Source organism: Saccharothrix deserti (genome assembly GCF_009769385.1).
Lineage (GTDB): Bacteria > Actinomycetota > Actinomycetes > Mycobacteriales > Pseudonocardiaceae > Actinosynnema > Actinosynnema deserti.
Genome location: NZ_VKAB01000048.1, coordinates 1 through 21,685 on the forward strand (window position 1 = coordinate 1; position 21,685 = coordinate 21,685).

Annotated in this window: 13 protein-coding genes and 1 pseudogene; 8 read left to right on the forward strand and 6 right to left on the reverse strand. The window is 69.9% G+C overall.

Annotated elements, in window-relative coordinates:
* Window positions 1-471: 471 nt before the first annotated feature.
* On the reverse strand, window positions 472-1,614 hold the full coding sequence (locus FM051_RS43225) for a helix-turn-helix domain-containing protein (protein ID WP_158852910.1): 1,143 nt from the start codon (window positions 1,612-1,614) through the stop codon (window positions 472-474).
* Here FM051_RS43225 and FM051_RS43230 point away from each other — a divergent pair.
* The 3 genes from FM051_RS43230 (at window position 1,613) to FM051_RS43240 (ending at window position 3,908) form a co-directional block, all read left to right on the forward strand.
* Window positions 1,613-2,047 carry a nuclear transport factor 2 family protein gene (locus FM051_RS43230; protein WP_158852911.1) on the forward strand — a complete coding sequence of 145 codons (435 nt, stop codon included), beginning with the start codon at window positions 1,613-1,615 and terminating at the stop codon, window positions 2,045-2,047. The two genes, FM051_RS43225 and FM051_RS43230, sit on opposite strands and share 2 nt — an antisense overlap.
* Window positions 2,048-2,557: 510 nt before the next feature.
* Window positions 2,558-2,959: a VOC family protein gene (locus FM051_RS43235; protein WP_158852912.1), complete on the forward strand. Its 402-nt coding sequence runs from the start codon at window positions 2,558-2,560 to the stop codon at window positions 2,957-2,959.
* Between the two features lie 70 nt (window positions 2,960-3,029).
* A complete protein-coding gene (locus FM051_RS43240) occupies window positions 3,030-3,908 on the forward strand; it encodes a sigma-70 family RNA polymerase sigma factor (RefSeq protein WP_158852913.1) in 879 nt (292 codons plus the stop codon).
* A 48-nt stretch (window positions 3,909-3,956) separates the two neighbouring features.
* Here FM051_RS43240 and FM051_RS43245 read toward each other — a convergent pair whose 3' ends face one another.
* Window positions 3,957-4,433: an SMI1/KNR4 family protein gene (locus FM051_RS43245; protein ID WP_158852914.1), complete on the reverse strand. Its 477-nt coding sequence runs from the start codon at window positions 4,431-4,433 to the stop codon at window positions 3,957-3,959.
* Complete coding sequence (locus tag FM051_RS43250; RefSeq protein WP_158852915.1) at window positions 4,426-13,347, reverse strand: SpvB/TcaC N-terminal domain-containing protein; 8,922 nt, start codon at window positions 13,345-13,347, stop codon at window positions 4,426-4,428. Before FM051_RS43250 ends, FM051_RS43245 begins: the two co-directional genes overlap by 8 nt.
* Window positions 13,348-13,842: 495 nt before the next feature.
* Here FM051_RS43250 and FM051_RS53455 point away from each other — a divergent pair.
* The 3 genes and pseudogenes from FM051_RS53455 to FM051_RS43260 form a co-directional block, all read left to right on the forward strand.
* Window positions 13,843-13,944: pseudogene (locus FM051_RS53455) on the forward strand (hypothetical protein); the annotation flags it as partial.
* 85 nt (window positions 13,945-14,029) lie between these two features.
* Window positions 14,030-14,818, forward strand: coding sequence for an excinuclease ABC subunit UvrA (locus tag FM051_RS43255; RefSeq protein ID WP_274383880.1), 789 nt, complete (start codon window positions 14,030-14,032; stop codon window positions 14,816-14,818).
* A gap of 62 nt (window positions 14,819-14,880) precedes the next feature.
* A complete protein-coding gene (locus FM051_RS43260; protein WP_158852916.1) occupies window positions 14,881-15,036 on the forward strand; it encodes a hypothetical protein in 156 nt (51 codons plus the stop codon).
* 158 nt (window positions 15,037-15,194) lie between these two features.
* Here FM051_RS43260 and FM051_RS43265 read toward each other — a convergent pair whose 3' ends face one another.
* The gene (locus FM051_RS43265) at window positions 15,195-15,818 is read right to left on the reverse strand and encodes an AraC family transcriptional regulator (protein WP_202919349.1); all 624 of its coding nucleotides are present in this window, start codon (window positions 15,816-15,818) and stop codon (window positions 15,195-15,197) included.
* Between the two features lie 46 nt (window positions 15,819-15,864).
* On the opposite strand from FM051_RS43265, the gene FM051_RS43270 reads away from it, so the two are divergent.
* Both FM051_RS43270 and FM051_RS43275 read left to right on the forward strand, forming a co-directional pair.
* Window positions 15,865-16,620: an aldo/keto reductase gene (locus tag FM051_RS43270; protein ID WP_238413075.1), complete on the forward strand. Its 756-nt coding sequence runs from the start codon at window positions 15,865-15,867 to the stop codon at window positions 16,618-16,620.
* An 85-nt stretch (window positions 16,621-16,705) separates the two neighbouring features.
* Window positions 16,706-18,661, forward strand: coding sequence for a carbohydrate-binding protein (locus tag FM051_RS43275; RefSeq protein WP_158852918.1), 1,956 nt, complete (start codon window positions 16,706-16,708; stop codon window positions 18,659-18,661).
* 166 nt (window positions 18,662-18,827) lie between these two features.
* Here the strand turns inward: FM051_RS43275 and FM051_RS43280 are convergent, their stop codons facing one another.
* Window positions 18,828-20,768 carry an FtsX-like permease family protein gene (locus FM051_RS43280; protein WP_158852919.1) on the reverse strand — a complete coding sequence of 647 codons (1,941 nt, stop codon included), beginning with the start codon at window positions 20,766-20,768 and terminating at the stop codon, window positions 18,828-18,830.
* Between the two features lie 3 nt (window positions 20,769-20,771).
* Window positions 20,772-21,551 (reverse strand): ABC transporter ATP-binding protein, encoded by a 780-nt coding sequence (locus FM051_RS43285; protein ID WP_158852920.1) that lies wholly within the window; start codon window positions 21,549-21,551, stop codon window positions 20,772-20,774.
* Window positions 21,552-21,685: the final 134 nt, after the last annotated feature.

Here is a 21,685-nt window from a genome sequence, read left to right on the forward strand (position 1 = left end):
CGTTCCCGCCGGGCCCGTTGCTCCGCGGTCAGACCACCACCATCGGAATACCGCATCCCACCGGCATACACCCACCGGCATACACCCACCGGCAAGAGCAACCGTCACCCCGAAACGAAAAGATCGGGTAGCGAGCCCTCGTTCGACTTTGCGGTCAGCACACCCACCCAGGCGAACAGTCGCTTGCCGGTCGCCGACCGGCCCACCGGTGCATGCGGCGTCCCCGCGGATCCTCCGCGCTGGACGGGTGGACCAGCCACCGTACGGGCTGATCGAGGACGAGGCGGCCTGATCACCGTGACGCATCGCGAAGATGTCCGCGGTGGTCCGTGGACGGGTCGGCATGTCCGTGCCCGCGGACCACCCACTCAACTGGACGAAGACAGCAGCCATCGCCGGGTCACCGCGTCCGAAGGTCGGCGCTCGGCGTGCCGACCGGCCGCGGGCAACGCTCGATTGTCGTTATCCGCTTCACCCGAGGAAGAGGGCGGCCACGAGTTCCCCGCGGCTGGCGACGCCGACCTTGGCGAAGATGTGGCGCAGGTGCTCCTGCGCCGTGTACGGCGAGATCTCGAGCCTGCGAGCTATCCGGTGGGTGGCATGCCCCCTCAGGACGAGTTCGGCGACCTGCTGCTCACGCGGAGTCAACCCGTGGATCGCCGCTGTCAACGGGGCCAGGTGCTCACGGCTGGCCGGACCGATGATGACGCTGGCGGTGCCGGTTGTCCCGAGCTCGGTCAGGGCGCCGTGCAAGGTCGCCCAGTGTCCGTTGATCAGTCGGATACGGAGCACCGCTGACGCACTCGCCTCGGCCAACGTCGCGAACGAAACAGCGTGGACGGGCAGCGGAAGCTCGCCGTCGGACCAGGGACCGCCGGGGAACAGTGCCAGCCACTCCCGTGTCGTGGCGCTCATGGCGACCGGAAGGCCCAGGCGGTCGACGACCACCAACCCCGGTGAGGCGGGGGTTGGCACGTCGGAGGTGGCGTCGGCGAGCAGTCCGCGCCTGATGCCTTCTGCCAGGCACGGGGCAACCGACCGCATGAACTGCCGGTCTGACTCGTCGAAGGCAGCCATCGCCCGTGGACGGTTGAGGCGCACGGTGGCCCAGACCTGCCCGTCGGTGCCACGCAACGCCACCAACATCTCCTGGGCAAGATCGTGGTCGTACATGTAGTCGCGGTAGATGGGACTGAGCCAGGGGTCCCCGTCCGTGACCTCGGCGAGGGTCTGGACTCCGGTCGGGTTCTGCGCGACGTCGATCGACTTGTTCACGTCGTCATCGATGTACTCCCAGCGCATTTGCGCGGCGGTGTCGAATTCGCAGTCGGGCCCGTGCACACCGATGATCAGCAGCGACCGCGGGTCGAGGGCGTACCAGGTCGGCGTTTCGGCCGCACCGGTCGACGAGGGCACCGCCCGGGTCACGAGCGGGCCGGCCGCGGCGCAGAACGCCGCGACGTCGAGACCGGCATCGACAAGTTTGCCCAGGTCGTGCCGTACCCGGTCCCCCGCTCGTGAGTCCATCACCACCGCCTCGCGGCCGTCCGGATCCGCAATAACAGAATCGTGGCATCGACGCCGCCTGGCAAGGGCTCGCAGGATGGCCGGCATGGACGAAGTCGTTGGTCGGGGTGAGCAACTCGCGCGGACGTTCGTCGCCGCTGTGGGAAGCGGTGACCCGGTTCGCTGGGCGGCGATGTTCACCGACGACGCGACCTACGCGGTGCCGGACCTTCCGGACCCGCTTCGGGGTCGGGACGCGCTCGTGGCGCTGGCGGCCACGTTCTTCAAGGCGTTCCCCGACATGGCGTTCGAGGTCCGGTCGGTGATCGAGCAAGGCGACGTCGTGGTCCTGGAAGGTGCGACCAAGGGCACCTTCACCGGCCCGATGATGACGGCCGACGGAGAGGTCCCGCCGACCGGCAAGTCGTACGAGGCACCTCTCGTCGCCGTGTGCGAGCTGTCCGGGACCGGGCTCATTTCGGCCTGCCGGGAGTACTACGACACCGCGGCCTTCGCAACTCAAATCGGCTTGACCGGCTGAGGTCCGGCGGTCCACGACGCCCGCGTTGCGGCACCAGGTCACGGTCCTGGAACGCCGGCCGGGTCGTGCTCGGCCGCACCACCGGGGACGGAAGCTTGGAACGCCCTTCCAACTGATCATCGTCGACAACGACCGCCCCGAGGTCCGCGGCGTGAAGGTGCACGCGCTGGACTACGGCGACGGGTTCATCAAGGGCCTGGACTCACCTCACGGCATCCCCGAAGGCGATGCGCCGTTGCCCTTCCATGACGGCGCTGACCAGTAACCGCACGTGGTGCGCCGAGGTACCGGCTGGGGACTCCCGGCTTGCGTGCGGCGGCGAACCCCGACGGGGGATCGTGTCGGGCATGGCGTCCGGTGGTCCTGGCGTACGAGGTGCCGTCAGGGAGGTCCGGTGCTCCTCGACGCGCCGGGCGGCAGGGTTTGTTACCTCTTCCCGCCGACTCCCGTCATACAGGCGACGACCGAGTGTGCCCAAAGGGCGTCGGACCGAATGGAGTGGAGAACAGGATGCTGACGAACATCATGTACGTGACGGTCTATGTCACCGATCAGGACCGCGCGCTGAAGTTCTACACGGAAGGGCTCGGCCTGGAGAAGCACGTCGACTATCCGGGGCCTGACGGGCGCTTCCTCACCGTGGGCGTTGCCGGCAGTCCAGTCAAGATCATCCTTTGGTCGCATGCGCCGGCCTCGGGACAACCGGTCCAGCCGGGCACCGCGCCCGGTCCGCTCATCCTCGAGTCGGACGACCTGAGGAAGGACTTCGAGGTGCTTCGCCGACGAGGCGTGACATTCGACGAGCCCGAACCGGAGGACTACCCGTTCGGCGTTCGCATCGAGGCAGTGGACCCGGACGGCAACCGGATCTCGCTGCGCCAGCAGCGCCGCGGAAACCGTGCCGACGGCTGACCGCCTGCAGACGCCACAATCCGGGTCTGTCACAGCCCATGGTCGGAGCGGATCCGAGGAAGGTGACAAGGTGACTGACACCAGCCGGACGAATCCGGTGGCCGAGGCGTTCGAGGCCCAGCGCGACCGGCTGCGCGCGGTCGCCTACCGCGTGCTCGGATCGCACGCCGACGCCGAGGACGTGGTCCAGGAGGCCTGGTTGCGGCTCGCCCGTCAGGACACGGCGACCATCGAGAACCTGGCAGGCTGGCTGACCACGGTGGTCGGCCGGATCAGCCTGGATGTCCTGCGAGCGCGCCAGACCCACCCTGAGGCGTCCTACGACAGCCGGCTGCCCGAGCTCGTGGTGACGGTCGACAACGGCCCCGCGCCAGAGGACGACGCGGCGCTCGCCGACTCGGTCGGGCTCGCGCTCCTCGTCGTCCTGGACTCGCTCAGGCCGGGCGAGCGGCTGGCGTTCGTGCTGCACGACCTGTTCGCGGTGCCGTTCGACGAGATCGGCCAGATCCTCGGCAAGTCCACCGACGCCACCAAGATGCTCGCCAGCCGCGCCCGCAGGAAGGTGCAGGCGACCGGGCGGCCGACGGTCGCCAGGCGGGAGCAGCGGGAGGTGGTCCAGGCCTTCCTGGCGGCGGCTCGCCACGGCGACTTCGAGGGGTTGCTGCGCGTACTCGACCCCGAGGTGAGGCTCACCGTCGACACCCCCGACGGTGTGGTCGTCATCCTCGGCGCCACCAAGGTCGCCACCGGCGCGCAGCTGTCCGCCGCCGCGGCCGAGCGGGGGCGAGCAGTGCTCGTCAACGGCCGTCCCGGCGTCGTGTCCTGGCGCGAGGACGGCGCCCCGCTCTCGGTCATCGCGTTCACCGTCGTCGACGGCCGGATCGCCGACATCGCGGTCGTGACCGACCCGGCCAAGCTCGCGTCGACGGACCTGCCGAATCCAGCGTGAGCCACCACCCTAGCGCCGACTTTTGACACCTCACAGGGTCCGACGCGGTCAGTCCGGGCAGTCCTCGAGCGCGGCGACGAATTGCTCGAACGTGGCGGCGACCCGACGGGGCACGCGGTCCTCGTCGACGTAGGCCACTGCGGGCTCGCCGGTCGGGCCGCACTCGGAGTAGTCGAGCATCACGGTGTCGTGGCCTGCCGACGGGGTGTCGCAGATGACCACCCCGATGTCCGGGTAGCCCCACTCCCCCACCAGGTACCGGCTGCCCAGGTCCTCCGAATCGATGCCCCAGGTGCCGCCGAGGCCCCGCAGGCCGCGGATCTCGAAGTGGTCCGGGGCCCATGACGTCGGGAACGGCGTGCGCAGGCAACGGCGGCGCGGGGTGCCGCCGTTGCGCTGCGCCAGCAACGCGAGGTAGGCCCGCGGGAGCCGGACGCCCAGGTGGGCCTCAGCCGCGCGGACCATCTCGTCGGTCAGAGGAGGACCCGTGTAGTACGGGTCCTCCTCGAAGAACCGCTCACTCATGCAGCTTCAACGCGTGCCCTCCGGTGTGGCCCGTGGCGGCGTGGACGTCACGGCGGATCAACTGCATCAGACCACTGTCCTGGTGGTGGTGCCACGTGTAGTCGGACGGCGTGTTCTTCAACCCGGCCGCCTCGTTGGCCAGCCGCTCGTCCACCTTCCGGTTGCCGGTCAGCTTGATCCGCACGTCCGGGACCTTCGGGTGGCGCCACTTGGAGAAGTCCGGGAACCCGTTCTTGTCGAACGGCACTCCGCTCTGGTGCGTCTTGCCGGCCAGGTGCTTGTTGCGGATGACCGGGCCACCGCAGTTGTGCACGAGGACGTCGACCGCACCCGCCGCTACGTGGTAGGTGTGCAGTCCGTCGACGGTCAGGTTGTGCACCCGCTGCTGCTGTGTCCACGCCCTGACCGCGACCACCTGGACGTAGGTGCCGCTGCCGGTGCGCAGCAACGTCCCGACCCGGATGTCCTTCGCGTCGACCCACGACCCGAGGTCGGCCGCCCAGAACGGGTGACCGTCGGTGGCGATGACGGTGCCCTTGCCGGAACCTGTGTCGACGGTGATCTCGACCAGGTCCTTCGAGCCGTCGCCGACGATGAGGTCGGTCACCGGCCGAGCCTCGACCACGCCCGTCTCCGGGTCGGTGGCCAGGACCAGGTCGCCGACCTGCACCTCGCTGATCGGCTTGCGCGTGCCGTCGGCCATCAGCACCGGTGTCTCCGGTGTGAAGCTGTTGGGCACCGCGCAGGGCACCGACGTGTTGCCCGCCGCCTTGGCCGCGTCACCGCCCTTGTCCGCGGCACGGGCCGTGGTCCGGGCGCCTTCGACGGCCCGTTCCGCGTCTCGTGCCCGGTCGGCGGCCCGGACCACCTCCACGCCCTTCTCGGCCGCGCGACCGGCCTTGATCAAGGCGCCCGCACCGCCCGGCACGACGGGCAGCACCAGCGCCGCGCCGTCCGCGACGATGCCGACGGCGTCCAGCGCCGCGCCCCACCCGTTGCCCTCGCGGACGTTCTGCACGAAGCTCGCCACGCCGATTCCCAGGCTGATGGCGTCCCACGCGCTCTCCACGTACCGACCGTCGGGGTCGGTGAACTTCACCGGGTTGTTGTGGGCGTAGGTGTAGGCCGCGAGGTTGACCGGCCGGTGCACGCCGCCGGCAGGCGCGCCGTCGAGGTAGGACTCGATGATCGGGTCCGGGCTCTGCCAGAGCTGCGTACGCGGGTTGTAGTAGCGGGCCCCGTAGTAGTAGAAGCCGGTCTCCTCGTCCAACTCCTTCGACCCGTACAGGAACGGGACCGGTGTCGGCTGCGCCGGGTGCTCCTGCACCCACGGCTCGCCGAACGCGAAGTACTCGGTGTGCTCGGTCAGGTTGCCGTGCTCGTCGGTGACGTACCCCGACGAGCCGAGGTGGTCGGCGTGGAAGTAGAAGTGGTGGTTCTCGTAGGTGGAGTCGGTCTTGACCGTCTTCGTGGCGATCCGGGTGTCACCGACGAACACGTGCTTGAACGACGTGCCGTTGCGTTCGCTGAACGCCCGGTTGGGGTAGATGTGCTGCGGTCCGGCGTTCTTGACGACCCGGTTGCCCTCGTCGTCGTACACGTACCGCACGGTCGCCGGCTGCTGCGGGCTGGTGCACGCGTCCGGGTGCTGGGCAACGGTCTTGTTGCGGCTGTGGTCCTGGTTGCAGGCGAGCCGGTTCTCCTCGTCCCACACGAGCTGCCGCCGCTTGCCCGGCGCGGGCGGCAGGGTGTTGACGGAGTCGACCAGGTTGCCGTTGGTGTCGTAGGACTCGTTGACCGGACCGACCGCGCTGGGCGCGTGCGGCTTCCCGCTGTTGTAGGCGTAGTCGTAGTCGTAGGTGGTCTTCTTCTGCTCCTGCGCGGTCGTCGCGGACTGCACCGAGTAGGCAACCGGCTCGTACGCGGGCTGCGTGGACGGGACGGGCTCGGTCTGCGAGACCTGCTCGTCCACGGGCTCGATCGCCCCGAGCGGCGGCAGGGCCTCACCGGTCGCCGGGTCGGTGACCGGCTCGTCCGCCGGCGTCGATGGCGCCGGCTGCGACTGGGTGGGCGTGGAGCCGGACAGCACCAGGATCTCGTGCCGCTGGCTCTTGGCCGTCAGGTTGTGGATGGAGTCGTAGCCCAGGGCCATCGAGTACCGGTCGAGCTTGTTGTCCTTGTTCTTGTACTCGCCGGTGGCCGTCGTGAGCCGGTACAGGTCGTCGTATTCGTAGGTTTGCCTGCTCGGCCCGCCGATCGGCTTGCCGTGCGGCAGCGGCACGGTGTTGGTCAGCGACAGGACGTTGCCCACGTTGTCGTACTCGTAGCTGATGTCCTGGAACTGGTGTCCGTCGGCCAGCCGCGACTTCAGGTTGCTCAGCTGCCGGTCGGCCGGGTCGTAGGCGAACGTGGTGCGCACGCCCGTCCCGGTCTCCTGCAACAGCCGCTGACCGAACTTGTCGTAGTCGAGCCGCGCCAGGTACGGGTAGTCGAACCCGGCCTTGCGTCCGGTGGCGCGGGTGACCTGGCCGCCGGAGTCGTACTCGTAGGTGAGCACCTCGCCGTCGGGGTAGGTCATGTCGAGCACCCGGTTGAACGAGTCGTACCGGTACCCGGTGGTGTAGGTCCGCGCGGGTGTGGTGAGCGCGGTGACCGTGCGGGTCTCGCTCGTCTTCTCGCCCAGGGCGCCGTACTTGCGGGTCACGGTGCCCGCCGCGTCGCGGACGGCCACCACGCGGTCCGCGCCGTTGTCCGGCGCGCCCGGCCCGCCGTAGGTGTAGGTGACGTTGTTGCCGGAGAACACCGGGTACCGGATGCCGGCGAGGCGGTTGTACTCGTAGTCGTACTCGACGGCCTTGCCCGCCGCCCGCAGCTTGGCCGTGACCTTCGCCGTCTTGTTGCCCGCCAGGTCGTACCGGGTCTCGGTACGGCCGGAATCGGGGCTGTCCACGACGGTGCGGCGGCCGAAGTTGTCGTACTCGGCCCTGGTCGTGTTGCCCTTGTCGTCCACGACGCTGGTGAGCTGACCCATCGGGTCGTAGCCGTAGCTGGTCCAGATCGCCGTGCCGGCGTTGAACTCCTGCACGGCGGTGGTCAGCACCCGCACGTCGGTGTAGGTGCGGCGCTGCTTGCCGTTGGCGTCGGTGGCGATCGTCCGGAACCGGGTTGCGCCGGAGCGGTCGACGCCGAAGCCGTAGGCCAGCTCGTTGGACGTGCCGTCCGGCAGCACGGACTTGACGCTGCGGTCCACCACGTCGTAGTTCAGCCTGGTGGGGGTCACCGCGTCGTAGGCCGCGTTGAACGCCGTGTTGCCCGCGTCCTTCGGCTCGGTCACCGGGTAGTACTGCTCGACGACCCGGCCCAGCGGGTCGAACGTGACCCGACCGGACACCACCATCACGTCCACGGGCGTCCTGCCCGCGATGTCGGCTACGGCGCCGTCCTGCTTGCTCTGCACCGGTCGGGCGAGGCCGTCGGCGAACTGGATGGTGTCGATCGTGTCGTCGCGCACGCCGGTGGCGGTGCGGTCGAGGTGCCGGGTGACCGCGTACGGGACGACCGCCTCCGGGTGGTACTCGAAGTCGATCGTGGCCCGCCCGGAGCCGATCTCGTACGGCCCGACCACCTCGTCCACGCGACCGACGCTGTCGTAGGACATGCGCAGCGACTGGTGGTTCTCGTCGATGGTGAGGTCGGGCAGGCCGAACCGCAGGTCGTGCGTCGCCGACGACTCGTAGCCGAAGCTGTCCCTGATGGACTCGACGTGCACGCCGACGACGGTGTCGTAGCCGTACTCCTGCTTGTAGCGCTGCCCGTTCTTGTTGACCGGTTCGGTGATGGTGCGCAGGTTGCCGTTGTCGTGGTAGGTCAGGTCGCTGACCGCGGCTGAGCCGTCGGGCAGGATCTCGCGCACCGACAGCACGTCACCGGTCGTGCAGTCCATTGTGGACTCACGGTGGCGCATCAGGGTGCGAGGGCTGGTGCCGTACTCCCGGACGAGGTTCGCGACGCCGACGATGTTGCGGTCGCGGCACGCCTGGATCGAGGACGTGTAGCCGAACTCGGCCTCCACGTCGTCACCCGGGCCGGTGTCGGCGGCGTCGAACGACCGCACGAGGTTGCCGTGCTCGTCGTACGACATCTCGGTGTAGGTGGACTTGCCGGGGTTCGCCTGGCCCTCGTGGTAGTGCTTGTCCACGCGGGCCAGCAGCGGGAAGACCCTCGCCGTCGTCGCCTTCGGGTTCGCGGTGCCGCCGGTGGCGACGTCGCGCAACTGGTAGGTGTTGACCGTCTCCTGGAACAGCCCGCCCGACGGGTCTGCGGTCGCGGACCGGGTCACCAGGCCGCGCAGGTAGTAGCTGTCCGTGCGGTACTCGCTGGTCAGCGCCCGCAGCAGGACGTCACCCGCGCCCGCGTCGCGCTGCTCGGCGACCACCTTGCCGTAGCCGAGGAACTCGCGCTCCAGCCGGTCGTACCTGCCCGCCTCGTAGCGGAACGTGGACAGTTGCACGTCCTGGCCGTCGCCGGGGTGCCCGTCGTGCACGGAAGACCGGGAGAGCACCCACTTCGAGTCGGGCTGGTCCTGCGTGTTGCCGGACCGGGTGTAGTCCAGGTCGATCCGCGCGCCCAGCGGCCGGGACACGGTGCGCAGCAGGTTCGTGCGCCCGGTCTTGTTGGCCGCCACCACGAGCTCGTCGTCGCGGGTGGAGCGGACGTGGTCGGCGTAGCCGTCGCCGTTGACGTCGCGCAGCGCCACCTCGGCGCGGCCGATGCCGGTGGAGACGTCGCCGCCGGGGTTGAAGACCAGGCAGCCGAAGAAGAAGCAGAACCCGAACGTGAAGTACACGCCGCCACCGAGGGTGGCGTTCTCGTCCTTGCCGATATCGCCCGCGCTGCCGCGGAACGGGGTCGGCGCGCCGAACCCGTTGCCGGTGTTGACGGCGACGCCGACGGGGTTGTCGCCGTTGGCGAACACGCGGTCGGCCAGGCCGTCGCCGTTGACGTCCAGCAGCGTGGCGCTGGTGACCGACGAGCCGACCGCCGCCGACACACCGCCCGCGAAGCCGTAGTAGTTGGTGTTGAAGCCCAGGTTCACCCCGGCGCTGGTGGTCTTGCCGTCGTTGACCGGGCCGCCCGGCCACGGCTCGCGCGCCGCGAACGAGTAGCCGAGGTTCAGCGCGGCGTCGCCGTTGTCGAACACCTTGTCCGGCAGGCCGTCGCCGTTGATGTCGATCAGGTCGTGGCCGGTGTCGGACTCGCCGCCGCCGATGTTGCCGCCCACGCCGAGCGCGGGCATCTCCGGGCCGGACTTGGCGCTGTTGGCGTTGCGGTTGCCCGAGGGCGCCGCCTCGCCACGACCGTTGCCGCTGGTGCGGGCCGGGCTGCCCGCGTTGGCGTTCACGCCGTAGGCCAGCGAGTCGGACTCGCGCACCGCGTCGCCGACGCTGCCCCTGGTGTCGCCCAGGCCGCCGGTCATGTCGGAGTACTGCACGCCCGCCGAGCCGACGACGTCGGGGAACCGGTCGCCGTTGAGGTCGAGGAAGTCGAGCTGCCCGGTGGTGCGGCCCTTCGCGACGCTCGCGCCCCCGCCGATCGGGACGCCGGGGATGCTCGCGCCGAACGTGGTCGAGATCTGTTGCGTGCGCCCGCGTCGGGACACGGCCGCGGCGCCCGCGACGTCGCCGTCGGTGACCACGTCGATGGTGTCCAGACCGAGGCGCGAACTGGCCGCGGCGTCACGCGAGACCCACGTGTTGTCGTCCGCGCCGGCCCAGCGGTCCTGCGCGGGAAGCGGCGCGAACACCACCACCCTTGGCTGCTTGACCTGCGGGTTCTCCGTGAAGCCCGGCACGTCGTCCTCGGTCGGCCCGTCGGGCAGCTCGTCGCGGTAGCTCTCGTCCAGGACGAGGTCGCCGCGGCTGATCGGCTTGGTCGCCCGGTCGCGGTTGCCCTGGTAACCCACGGCGCCCCAGCCGCGGTACGGCTGCGCGAACGCGCCCTGCTCGGCGGAGGCGTGCAGGGCGCTGGGCACGGCGGTGAAGTTCGTGCCGTCGTGGGAGAGGGACGCCGACTGGCCCGTCAACCGCGCGGGCAGGCCGGTGTCGAGCGTGGCGAAGTCGAAGAACAGCTCGTCGCCCTGGGTGACCTCCGCGGTGACGCGCAGCGAAGCCGGGTCGGGTACCTGGCCGTCCACGACGTCGATCACCCGCTTGGCCAGCAGCTCGCCGCGCTTCTTGACCGTGAAGACGACCCGGGTGTCCGGGGCCTGGCCCGCGAAGTCGAAGGTCAGCGCCGGCTCGACGGTGACGGTGCCGCTCTGCGCCGCCGTGTACGACGCCTGCGGCGCGGTCAGCGTGGACACCGGGTACATGTCCAGGTCGTACGGCGGGTGGATGACCAGCGTCGGGTTGCCGTCGCCGTCCACCACCGAGTCGACGCCCTGCGCCGCCGTGTAGTGGGCGCGCGGCACCCAGCGCAGCGTCCCGGCGTCGACCGGCGAGTCGACCTTCAGCCGCCAGGACAGGGTGTCCTCGGCGGTGACCGGGATGTCCAGGTCGATCGACGCGGTGCCGGCGCTGCCGCGCGCCAGCGTGTGGCTGTAGACGTCGGAACCGTTGCGGGTCACCACGACCGTCACGTCGTCGGTCGTGGGACCGGACTTGGTGACGTCACCGGACAGGTGCAGCGTGCCGGTCAGCGGCGCGACGACGACCGACGGCCGGCCGCCGAGCGTGAAGTCGCGGGACGCGAGGTAGGTGTCGTAGGCCAGGCCGTTGACGTCGGTGCTCGCCGGGACGCCGGTGTAGGTGACCTTCGGGTCCCACGCGACCGTGTCGTAGAGGCCGTCGAGCACGGACTGGACGCGGAAGAACAGCGCTTCGCCCTTGCGCACGGCGATGTCGTCGGTGCCCGTCGGCGCGAACTCGATGTAGTCGTCCGGGCCGATGCGCTGCGACCACAGCTCGGTGTCCTGGTGCTGGATGGCGACCCGGACACCGTCGGCCGAGCGGTACGCCTGCCGTTCGGGGCTCGTGTCCTGCACCAGCTTGACGCGGCCGTCCACGCGGACCGTGCCGTCGAACGGCGCCACCCAGCGGCGGACGCCGTCCAGCAGCGGGAACGTGTCGACCTGGCGCTCGAACTCGGCGGTCTGGTCGCCGACGATCGTGCCGGACGCGGTGCCGTCGCCGACGGGGACGCCGGTGTCGCCGCTGTCGGCGCTGTAGGCGGGCCGGCCGTCGGCGTCCAGGTGGCCGAACAGGACACCGCCGTTGTTCACCAGGTCGGTGATGCCGTCGCCGTTGACATCGGTGAAGTAGCGGTCGGACGTGGTGGTCGTGGAGACGTAGTCCAGTTGTGCCGCCACGCCGAAGTAGGACTCGATGCCGACGGTGCCGGACCGCGTCTTCTCGGTGGAGATGCCCGGCAGGTTCGTCAGGGGGATCGGGGTGTCGCCGAACTTGGCCTGCCCGTCCGGTCCCGACTCGTTGGGGCGGTAGAACACGCCGCCGCCGGAGCGGAACACCTTGTCCGGCAGGTTGTCGCCGTTGACGTCGGCGAGCGCGAGCAGGCCGTCGGAGGAGCCGGAGTTGTAGCCGACCTTGACGCCCGCGGAGTTCGACTTGCTCACCGAGGTCGGGTTGTAGCCGACGTACAGGTGCCCGCCCGCGCTCGTCGACGTGGTCGCCGAGAGCGCACTGGCCTCGCCGTCGCGGACGTTCACGCCGAGGTCGTCGTCGGCGACGGCCCAGTTGCCCGCCGCGTCGAACGCGTCGTACCCGCCGGAGGCGTCGCGGATGTCGTCGAAGTAGTCGAACGTGTGGGTGTTGAAGCGGGTGTTGTTCGCGTCGAACTGGCTGACCGAGCCGAGCAGCGTCTTCGCGAACGCGCCCTGGCGGTACTCCAGCTCGTAGGCGCGGATCAGGGTGTCGTCCACCTTCACCTCGACCCGCCGCAGCAGGTCCGCGGTGACCCGCTTGAACCCGGAGCGGGCCTCGATCTGGACGTCGCCGCGGCGCGGCTCGCCCCGGTCGCGATCGCGGGTGAAGGTGACCGAGTAGCGGCCCTCGGTGTCGCCGTGACCGGTGTAGGTGATCTTCGCGGGGTACAGGTTGGCGCCCGGCACCGATCCGCCCGCGACACCGGCGTCCTCGACGCGGACGCTGTGGTAGCGCACGAAGTTGTCGTTGGTGTCACGGGTTTCGCGCAGCGCCCAGGTGGCGATGTTGCCGGACGCGTCGGCCAGCGTGGAGGTCTGGTCGCCGCCGAAGACCGACCGCGTGCCCTCCCGGTCCACGACCTCCCACCAGTAGTTGGTGGGGTGGTCGCCGTGCCGGACGATCCTGTCGAACCGTCCCTCGACGCGGGTGTGGAACACCTTCTCGGCGGTGCGCGCCTGGAGCTCGCCGCGGTGCGCGACGGGGGTGAGCTGTTCGCCGTTGAGCAGGTAGGTCTCGGTTTCCAGACCGGCGTGGTAGCGGGGCACGCCCCAGCGGGTGTCCAGGGTGATCGCGGCCTGGGCGAGGTCCCAGCCGACACCGGTCCAGCCGTTGCCGCCGGCGGAGTTGTACTGGACGCCGAGCTGCGGCTGCATGCCCGCCCGGCCCGGCGGCACCTCCAGCGGGTACGACAGCCGGGCGTCGCCCATGTTGTTGGCGCTGGGGGCGGAGACGAGGTTGACCCCGCTGGTCGGGTCTGCGGCTTTGATGCCCTTGAGCTGGTTGGGGTTGAACGCGGCGCCCTCAGGGTGGTCCGGCGCGGTCACCGAGCCGTCGCCCGCCGAGGTCGGGTTGACCTGGCTGAACAGCTCGGGTGGCGTCAACCCGATGCCGATCAGGGCGAGGATGGCGAGGAGGGCTACTCCGGCACGTCTCTTGGGTCTCGGTCTGCGGCGTATCCCGGCGCGAGCGAACATGCGGCGTCCCCCTCATCAGGCGGCGATCTTTTCCCTAGCCTGTTCGGGCAACGGCATCCCCGTCGTTACGTGGGCACTCGTCTGTCACTCACCTGGCCTAGCGACATGTCGTGGAACTCGCGCGAATGTCACGCCACCTGAAGTCAGTGCTGGACCGATACGCGGCCCACTACAACCACCGCCGCCCACACCGAGCCCACCAGCTCCTGCCACCACGACCGGATCACCCGATCCCACACCCGGGCCACATCTCGGCACGACGCAGACCCGTCCTCGGCGGCCTGATCAACGAGTACGAACCCGCAGCGGCTCAACGCAGGTCAGAGCTACAGCGCCGACTTCTGGCGCCCCACAGCCGGCGCAGAGGTCCAGTTCTCGGAGAAGATGGCCTGCCCACACGGCCACGACCTCGACCTGGCGGAGCTGGAGCCCCGCCAGTTCTCGTTCAACGCACCGTGGGGTGCGTGTCCCGAGTGCACCGGTCTCGGCACCCGGATGGAGGTCGACCCGGACCTGGTCGTCCCGGACGAGGAGAAGCCCTTGGCTGAGGGCGCCATCGCGCCGTGGACCTCGACCAGTGGCGCCGAGTACTACACGCGGCTGCTCGAGGCGGTCGCCGAGAAAGCCGGCTTCAGCACCGACACCCCGTGGCGGCGCCTACCCCGCAGCCGCGAGGAACGCGGTGCTGCACGGGATTCCCGAGCAGGTTCACATCACGCACCGCAGCCGGTGGGGCCGCGAGCGTTCCTACTACACCGCGTTCGAAGGCGTGATCCCGCACGTCGAACGCCGCTTCGCCGAAGCGGACGGGGCCGAGAACCGGTTCGCCGGCTACCTGCGCGAGGTGCCCTGCTCGGCCTGCGGAGGAGCCCGGCTGCGGCCGAGCGTCCTCGCCGTCACCGTCGGCGGGCGGAACGTCGCCGAGCTGACCGCGCTGCCGATCGACGAAACCCTCGCGTTCCTGGAGAGCCTGGAGCCGGCGGGCTGGGAACGCCGGGTCGCCGAAGGCGTGCTCGCCGAGATCGGCGAGCGGCTGCGGTTCCTGCTCGACGTCGGCCTGGACTACCTGTCGCTGAACCGCCCGGCCGCGAGCCTGTCCGGCGGGGAGGCACAGCGGATCCGGCTGGCCACCCAGATCGGCTCAGGGCTCGTCGGCGTCCTCTACGTCCTGGACGAGCCGACCACCGGCCTGCACGTCGACGACGTCGCCAAGCTCGTGGTCGTGCTCAACCGGCTCGCCGACGCCGGCAACACCGTCGTCGTGATCGAACACAACCTCGACGTGATCAAGACCGCCGACTGGCTGATCGACCTCGGCCCGGAAGGCGGCCGACACGGCGGCACCGTCATCGCCCAAGGCACTCCGGAACACGTCGCGGCATGCCAGGACTCCCACACCGGACGGTTCCTGCGCCCGCTGCTTGCTCCGGCTCGACAAGGGGAGGAAGGGAGGACAGGTGTCGGCACGTGAGCCGTAGACCACGGGCCGCCGGCTTGCGAGTGACCCTCGGATTCGCGGGTTCCATTCCACTGATGGATGACATCTTCATGAACACAGGGATCTACCAGAATGGAGCAGGAATGAGCGCCAACGAGATCGACTACACGGAATTCAACAAGGACATCATCACGGAATTCCGGGCCAACAAAGGCGTCGTGAGTGGCGTGTTCACGGGTACAACAGCATGACCAGCCGAGAGATCCCGGTTTTCCTGATCGAACGCAAATCCGTGTGACCATCCCAGAAAGGCCACAGGAGGCGCGCGGCCGGCACGTGCGGTGCGACACCCGACGGCGGCGTGCCGAAACCGCACAGAAAAATAGAGCGTCCCGCAGAGGCCGGGAGTCTACGCCGCGTGGCGTTTCGTGAGCCCGGCGCGCAGGCGGGTGATGTCCTGGACCGGCGGCAGTCCGTAGAAGGCCCGGTATTCGCGGCTGAACTGGGTCGCGCTGGTGTATCCCACGGTGTGGGCGACCTGGGCGGCGGTGGCGTCGCCGGCCAGCAGTTGGCGCCTGGCCGATAGCAGCCGCAGATGTTTCTGATAGCGCAGCGGGCTCATACCGGTCGCAGCCTTGAGATGGCGGTGCAGGGTCGCCGGGCTCATACCGGCCTCGGCGGCGATCCGGTCGATGCTCACCGGTTCGGCAAAGCGGTCGCCGAGCCAGGTGATGACGGCGCGGATCCGGGTGCCCGCGGCTGCCGCGGCCTGGCGCAGCGCCGGACCGAGCGGGCCGGTCAGCAGCCGGTAGATGATCTCGCTTTCGACGCGCGGCGCCAGGGCCGGGATGTCGTCGGGGGCGTCCAGCAGGCGCACCAGGCGGGTCACGGCGTCGATCAATTCAGCGGGCATACCGGCCGTGGCCCGCCAGGCGGGCTCGGCAGCCGGGGGCGGCGCGGCGGGGCCGAGTTCCAGCAGCAGTTCGGTGAGGATCTGCTTGTCCAGGGCCAGGACCGCCGAGCGGTAGGGCACCTGCGAGCAACTGCTCGGGCGGGCGGTCAAGGACTTCCGCGACGAGGTGGTCCTGGCCACCAAGTCCGGCTACGACCTGACCGACATGAGCCGCTTCGGCCGCGCCTTCGACAGCCGACCTGAGCACATCCGCGCGGTCGTGGAGGCAAGCCTGCGACACCTGGGCACCGACCACATCGATGTCCTATACCAACACCGCGTCGACCCGGACGTGCCGATCGAGGGCGTCGCCGGCACCGTCGGCGAGCTCGTGGCCGAAGGCAAGGTGCGCTTCTTCGGCCTGTCCGAAGCCGGCCCGGACGCCATCCGCCGCGCCCACGCCGTCCACCCGGTCTCGGTCCTGCAGACCGAGTACTCGCTGTTCGAACGCTCCGTCGAGGCCGAGGTGCTGCCGACAGTCCGCGAACTGGGCATCGGCTTCGTCGCCTGCTCCCCGCTCGGCCGCGGCTTCCTGACCGGGACAGCCACGCCTGCCGCCGACTGCCCGCCGAACGACCTGCGCGCCCACGACGCGCGCTGGCAGCCCGGCAACTACGAGACCAACCAGGCACTCGTCCGTGACCTGGGTGCGATCGCCGAGTGGAAGGGCTGCACAGTGGCGCAGGTGGCGCTCGGCTGGCTGCTGGCCCAAGGCCGGGACATCGTGCCGATCCCCGGCACCCGCAGCGCACAGCGCGTGGCCGAGAACGTCGCCGCCGCGCACCTCACCTTCACCCCCGAAGGGCTGGATCTGATCGGCTCGCTCCTGCCGAACGGCGCGGTCGGCGACCGCTACCCCGCGCCGATGATGCCCGCCTGGTGACACCGGCCCCAACACGAGCCTCCTCTACGACCAGGTCAAGGGGTTCCTGACCTACTGCAAGGCCAACGGCTGCCTGCCGGACGTGATGACCTGGCATGAACTGTCGTCACCGGACAAGGTGCGCACCAGCGTCGCGAAGTACCGCTCCTGGGAACGCGAACTGGGCATCGGTCCGCTGCCGATCAACATCAACGAGTACGCCTTCCGCTACCACCTCTCGGTGCCCGGCCAGATGATCCAGTGGGTCTCCGCCATCGAGGAGTCCAAAGTGGATGCGGACCTGGCGTACTGGAACATCGACGGGAACCTCGACGACTCCGTCGCCGAGGCGAACAAGGGCAACGGCCAGTGGTGGCTGTTCAACGCCTACGGCCAGATGAGCGGGAACACGGTCCGCGTGACCCCGCCGTCACCCGGTCTGCAGTACACGTTGCAGGGCGTCGCGACGCTGGACCGCGACAAGCGGCAGGCGCGCACCATCTTCGGCGGCGCCGGCGGCGCGGCCGACGTGCGCTTCACCAACGTCGACCAGGCCCTGTTCGGCAGCACCGTGCACGTCACGGTCCAGGAGATCCCGTGGACCGGCCAGTTGGGCGACTCGGGTGAGCCCTTGCGCGAGCTGGAGACCGTGATGGCGGTCGGGAGCGACGGCAGCCTCGTCCTGCCGTTCACGGATCTGAACGAGATGTCCGCGTACCAGGTGATCGTCAACCCAGGCGGCAGCGGCACGAGCGCGGGCGCGTCGACGGTGTGGCGCAAGACCTACGAGGCCGAGGACGCCGCGCACACCGGGACCGGCTGGAGCCGCAACGGCCCGGAGGGGCGTCCCGAGAACGTCGGCAAGTTCGCCACCTCGAACCTCTACAACGTGGGCGGTCTGCGGACGGGTTCCGACGTGGTGCTGACCTTCACCGTGGACGTGCCGAAGACCGGCGCCTACGACCTGAGCGTGTTCTCCAACACCTACAACAAGTACGCCGGTGTCGTGCCCCAAGGACCGACCAACGTGTTCCTCCGCGTCGACGGTCAGCAGCCGCAGGAGCTGCGCCTGCCCACGTCGTACGCGTGGGTCGTGTGGGAGCACACCGACACGCGGGTGCAGCTGACGGCGGGCACGCACACGATCACGCTGGCGGCCCGTGACCCACAGCTCGGTGTGACGCGGGGCGACGCGATCATCGACAAGATCGACCTCACGCTGGTCGACGCGGGCACCGACGGCCGGTCCTCCTACGAGGCCGAGTACGCCGATCTGGCGAAGGTCGCGCCCCGCTACGACGTCTCGGGCTCGTCCGGTCCGGGCGTGACCACGATTCCGACCTCGGGCTCGGCGAGGTTCTGGGTCCACGCCGACCGTGACGGTTACGCATCGGTGTCCTTCGACCACTTCGGCGGCGGCCAGGCCGCCGTGAAGCTCAACGGACGCGCGGTGAACGGCCTCACCGTGGGTGCGACCGGCGGCACCGACACGGCCCAGCTGTTCCTCTCGGCCGGGATCAACCAGCTGACCGTGACCGGCACGTCCGGGAACCTGCTGCTCGACCGGGTCCGCACCACGCCGTCGTCCGCCACCGCACCCGTCAAGATCGAGGCCGAAAAGGGCGCGGTCACGGGCGCGGCGAAGTTCACCGCCGAGTACTCGTTCGCCTCCGGCCAGGTCGCGGCGAACGTGGGTGACGGCCCGGCGAACGCCTTGACGCTCACCGTGCCCGCCGCGCGAGCCGGCCAACACGTGCTGGTGGTCCGGTACTCCAACGCGCAGGAATCCATCCCGACCCACTACAACCCCGACCCGGTGACCCGGCACGCGGACATCTCGGTCAACGGGACCGTGCGCCGCGTCGAATTCCCGAACACGTTCCACGCCAACCAGTTCCGCGACCTCGCGGTGCCGGTCGACCTCCGGGCGGGCGCGAACACGATCGTGTTCACCTCGCAAGAGCTGCCGAACTGGGACGGGAAGACCTTCAACGAGTACGGCCAGCGCTCCAAGTACGCACCCGACATCGATTACGTGACCGTCGCACCGGCCATCGGCTGAGTGCCCCGCGGTGTGGGTCGAGCGCGGTGCTCGACCCACACCGGACGGCCATGCCGGACACCACGAGAACGGAGACCAGGACGAGCGCGCAGGCCGGGCGACGCCTGCGTGGCGGTACTGTCGATCCCCTCAAATCGTGGAGACGGACCGCCACTCGCCGGTTGGCTCATTCTTTTGTCGTCACCAGGGACACAGGCCGCTCCTTCGTGACGATGCTCGCGGTGATGCCGCTCGTCACCGCCACGATGCCCACCGAGCCGATCGCGACGACCATGATGAGTGTCCAGGGGACGGCCACCACGGTCGCGCCGATCGCCTTGTGGACGGCGCCGCCGATACCCAGCAGGCCCGCTCCGGCCACCACGCACCCGAGCACCAGGCCGATGACCGCCACGGCGGTGGCTTCGACCACGGCCGTGCGGACCACCTGGGGCCGGGTCAGCCCGGTCACCCTGGAGACGGCGAACTCGCGCCGGCGTTCGGTTCCGGCGATGACCACCGAGTTCACCACGGCCATCAGCGCGTACAGCCCGGCGAGGCCCATCAGCACGGTCAGGATCTCGACGTTGCCGTCCTGGGCGTTCTCCGCACGGGTGATCGCCCAGCCGGACACCGTCCGCACCTGGCCGAAGCCCGCCTGCTCGATCCGCTCGGCGACGTCGTCCGGGTCCTGTCCCGGCGCGACCTGGACGACGGTCTCGGTCGGCGCCCCGGCCCACACCTGCCTGGGCAGGGCCTGGCGCGGGACCAGGAAGCTGTCCCCCGTCTCCAGGGTCTCCGGCAGGCCGCCGACCACGGTGAGCTCCAGCGGCTGCCCACCGACGTCGGCCGCGAGCACCCGGCCGGGGTCGATCCGGTCGGCGTGCCGGGCCGGGCCGGTGAACACAGTGTTGCCGGTGAGCGCGTCCAGGCTGCCCGCCGACGGAGGCAGGGTGTGCGTACGCGCGTAGTCGGCCGCGTCCACCGCGATGATCCCGGTGTAGAAGTTCCTCGTGATCACCCGCTTGTTCTGCGTCTTCTCCACGGTGATCGCGATGTCCACGGTGTTCTGCCGGGAGGCGACGGCCACGCCCTCGATCCCCGGCAGCCGTTCCGCCTCCTCGCCCGTGGAGGTCACCACGAGGTGGGCGTTCACGGATCGCTTCGCCTCTTCACCACCGGCGGCGGCGAGCGAGCCGAAGGTGCCCGCCAGACCGAGCAGCAGCGAGACCAGCACGATCAGCGGGGAGGCGGTGGCGGCGCTGCGCCGCACCCCGTCCCGCAGGTTGGCCTGCGCCAGGTCCACCAGGGTGCTACCGGGCACGAGAATCCCGAACAGCCAGGCCATGAACGGCACGACCAGAGGGCTCAGCAAGCTCATGGCGACCGCGCCGAACACGGAGATGCCGAGTGCCGCCATCATCGCGCCGATCAGGTTGGCGCCCTGCGCCCACACCACCATGGCGATGGTGCAGGCCGCGAAGGACAAGCCGAACAGCCACCGCGAAGCGGTCATCGCCCTGGCGGCCTCACCCGTCTCCCGCAAGGCTTCCAGAGGCCGGATCTTCGCCGCCCGCAGTGAGGCGGTGAACACGCCGGCCAGTGCCACGCCGACGCCGGCGACTCCGGCGACGATCACGGCCCACAGCCGCCACGGAGCGGTGAAGCCGTCCGGCAGCAGGCCGATCTCGACGAGCAGCCAGGTCTGCGCGTACTTCGCGATCACCCCGAACGGCACGCCCAGCGCGGATCCCACCAGGCCGAGCAGCAGGGACTCGGACAGCAGCAGCGCCCGCAACTGGCCGCGGCTTCCGCCGGTGAGACGCAGCAGGGCGAGGTCGCGGCGGCGCTGGGCGACGGTGAAGCTGAACGTGGAACTCACGATGAAGACCGCGAGGAACACGGCGAGGAACGCGGTCATGCCCATGACGGTCGCGGCACCCACGAAACCCTCGCGGACCTTGTCCTCGGCCTGGCGGGACAGTCCAGGAGGGACCCGCGGGTCTCCCGTGGCCACCAGAACCAGCATCGAGGCCTGCACGAGGGCGACACCGACGGCCACGCTGAGGATGGCTCCGACGAACAGTTCCCACCGTTCGCGGAACGTGCTGAACGACATCTGGAACATGGCTCAGCTCTCCAACCGCGTAAGCCGCTCGGCGACGTCGCGGATGGTCGGCATGTCCACGCGGTCCACGATCCGGCCGTCGGCCAGGAAGACCACCGTGTCGGCGCCAGCCGCGACCGCGGGGTCGTGCGTCACCATGACGATGCTCTGGCCCACGGTCCGCACCATGTTGCGCAGCAGCTCAAGGACCATCTTCGCGGAGTTGGAGTCCAGCGCGCCGGTGGGTTCGTCCGCGAACAGCACGGCGGGGCGGGAGATCATCGCGCGGGCGATGGCGACTCGCTGCTGCTGGCCACCGGAGAGTTCGCGGGGCCGGTGACTCGCGCGGTCGGCGAGCCCGACGCCGGCCAGGACCTGGCGGACCTCGCTCTTGGACACCCGCACCCCGGCGAGTTTCGAGGGGAACGCGACGTTCTGCTCGGCGGTCAGCGAACTGATCAGGTTGAAGCTCTGGAACACGAAGCCGATCGTGCGGCGCCGCATCTCGGTGAGGACGCCGTCCGGCGCCGTGGTGATGTCGCGGCCGGCGAGCAGGACGCGTCCGCGGGTGACCTGGTCCAGGCCGGCGGCGCAGTGCAGCAGGGTCGACTTACCGGAACCCGAGGGGCCCATGATGGCGGTCCAGGTGCCTGCCGGGCAGCTCAGGCTGACGTTGTCGAGTGCGGCTACGCCGGTGTTCTTCGACCCGTAGAACCGTGTGACCTGCTGCAGTTCCACGGCTGGGTAGCCCGAGGGCGGCAGCCCTTGCCGGGAACCGGCGGTGAGGTGCTGATTCCATGACATGAAAACCCCCGTCGTTCGTGACAGACAACCGGTGGCACGGCTGTCGCGAGCCCCCTCCCGATCTGTCGCCTGCGTGCTGTGGCTGCCGGTAGATGTAGCCAACCGCGTGCCGTGGGCGGGTGTCACTGTCCTTG

Coding starts and splice junctions, on each gene's coding strand:
- FM051_RS43230 (WP_158852911.1), top strand. CDS start 1,613: ATGGACGAAGTCGTTGGTCGGGGTGAGCAACTCGCGCGGACGTTCGTC.
- FM051_RS43225 (WP_158852910.1), bottom strand. CDS start 1,614: ATGCCGGCCATCCTGCGAGCCCTTGCCAGGCGGCGTCGATGCCACGAT.
- FM051_RS43235 (WP_158852912.1), top strand. CDS start 2,558: ATGCTGACGAACATCATGTACGTGACGGTCTATGTCACCGATCAGGAC.
- FM051_RS43245 (WP_158852914.1), bottom strand. CDS start 4,433: ATGAGTGAGCGGTTCTTCGAGGAGGACCCGTACTACACGGGTCCTCCT.
- FM051_RS43250 (WP_158852915.1), bottom strand. CDS start 13,347: ATGTTCGCTCGCGCCGGGATACGCCGCAGACCGAGACCCAAGAGACGT.
- FM051_RS43260 (WP_158852916.1), top strand. CDS start 14,881: ATGGATGACATCTTCATGAACACAGGGATCTACCAGAATGGAGCAGGA.
- FM051_RS43275 (WP_158852918.1), top strand. CDS start 16,706: ATGACCTGGCATGAACTGTCGTCACCGGACAAGGTGCGCACCAGCGTC.
- FM051_RS43280 (WP_158852919.1), bottom strand. CDS start 20,768: ATGTTCCAGATGTCGTTCAGCACGTTCCGCGAACGGTGGGAACTGTTC.
- FM051_RS43285 (WP_158852920.1), bottom strand. CDS start 21,551: ATGTCATGGAATCAGCACCTCACCGCCGGTTCCCGGCAAGGGCTGCCG.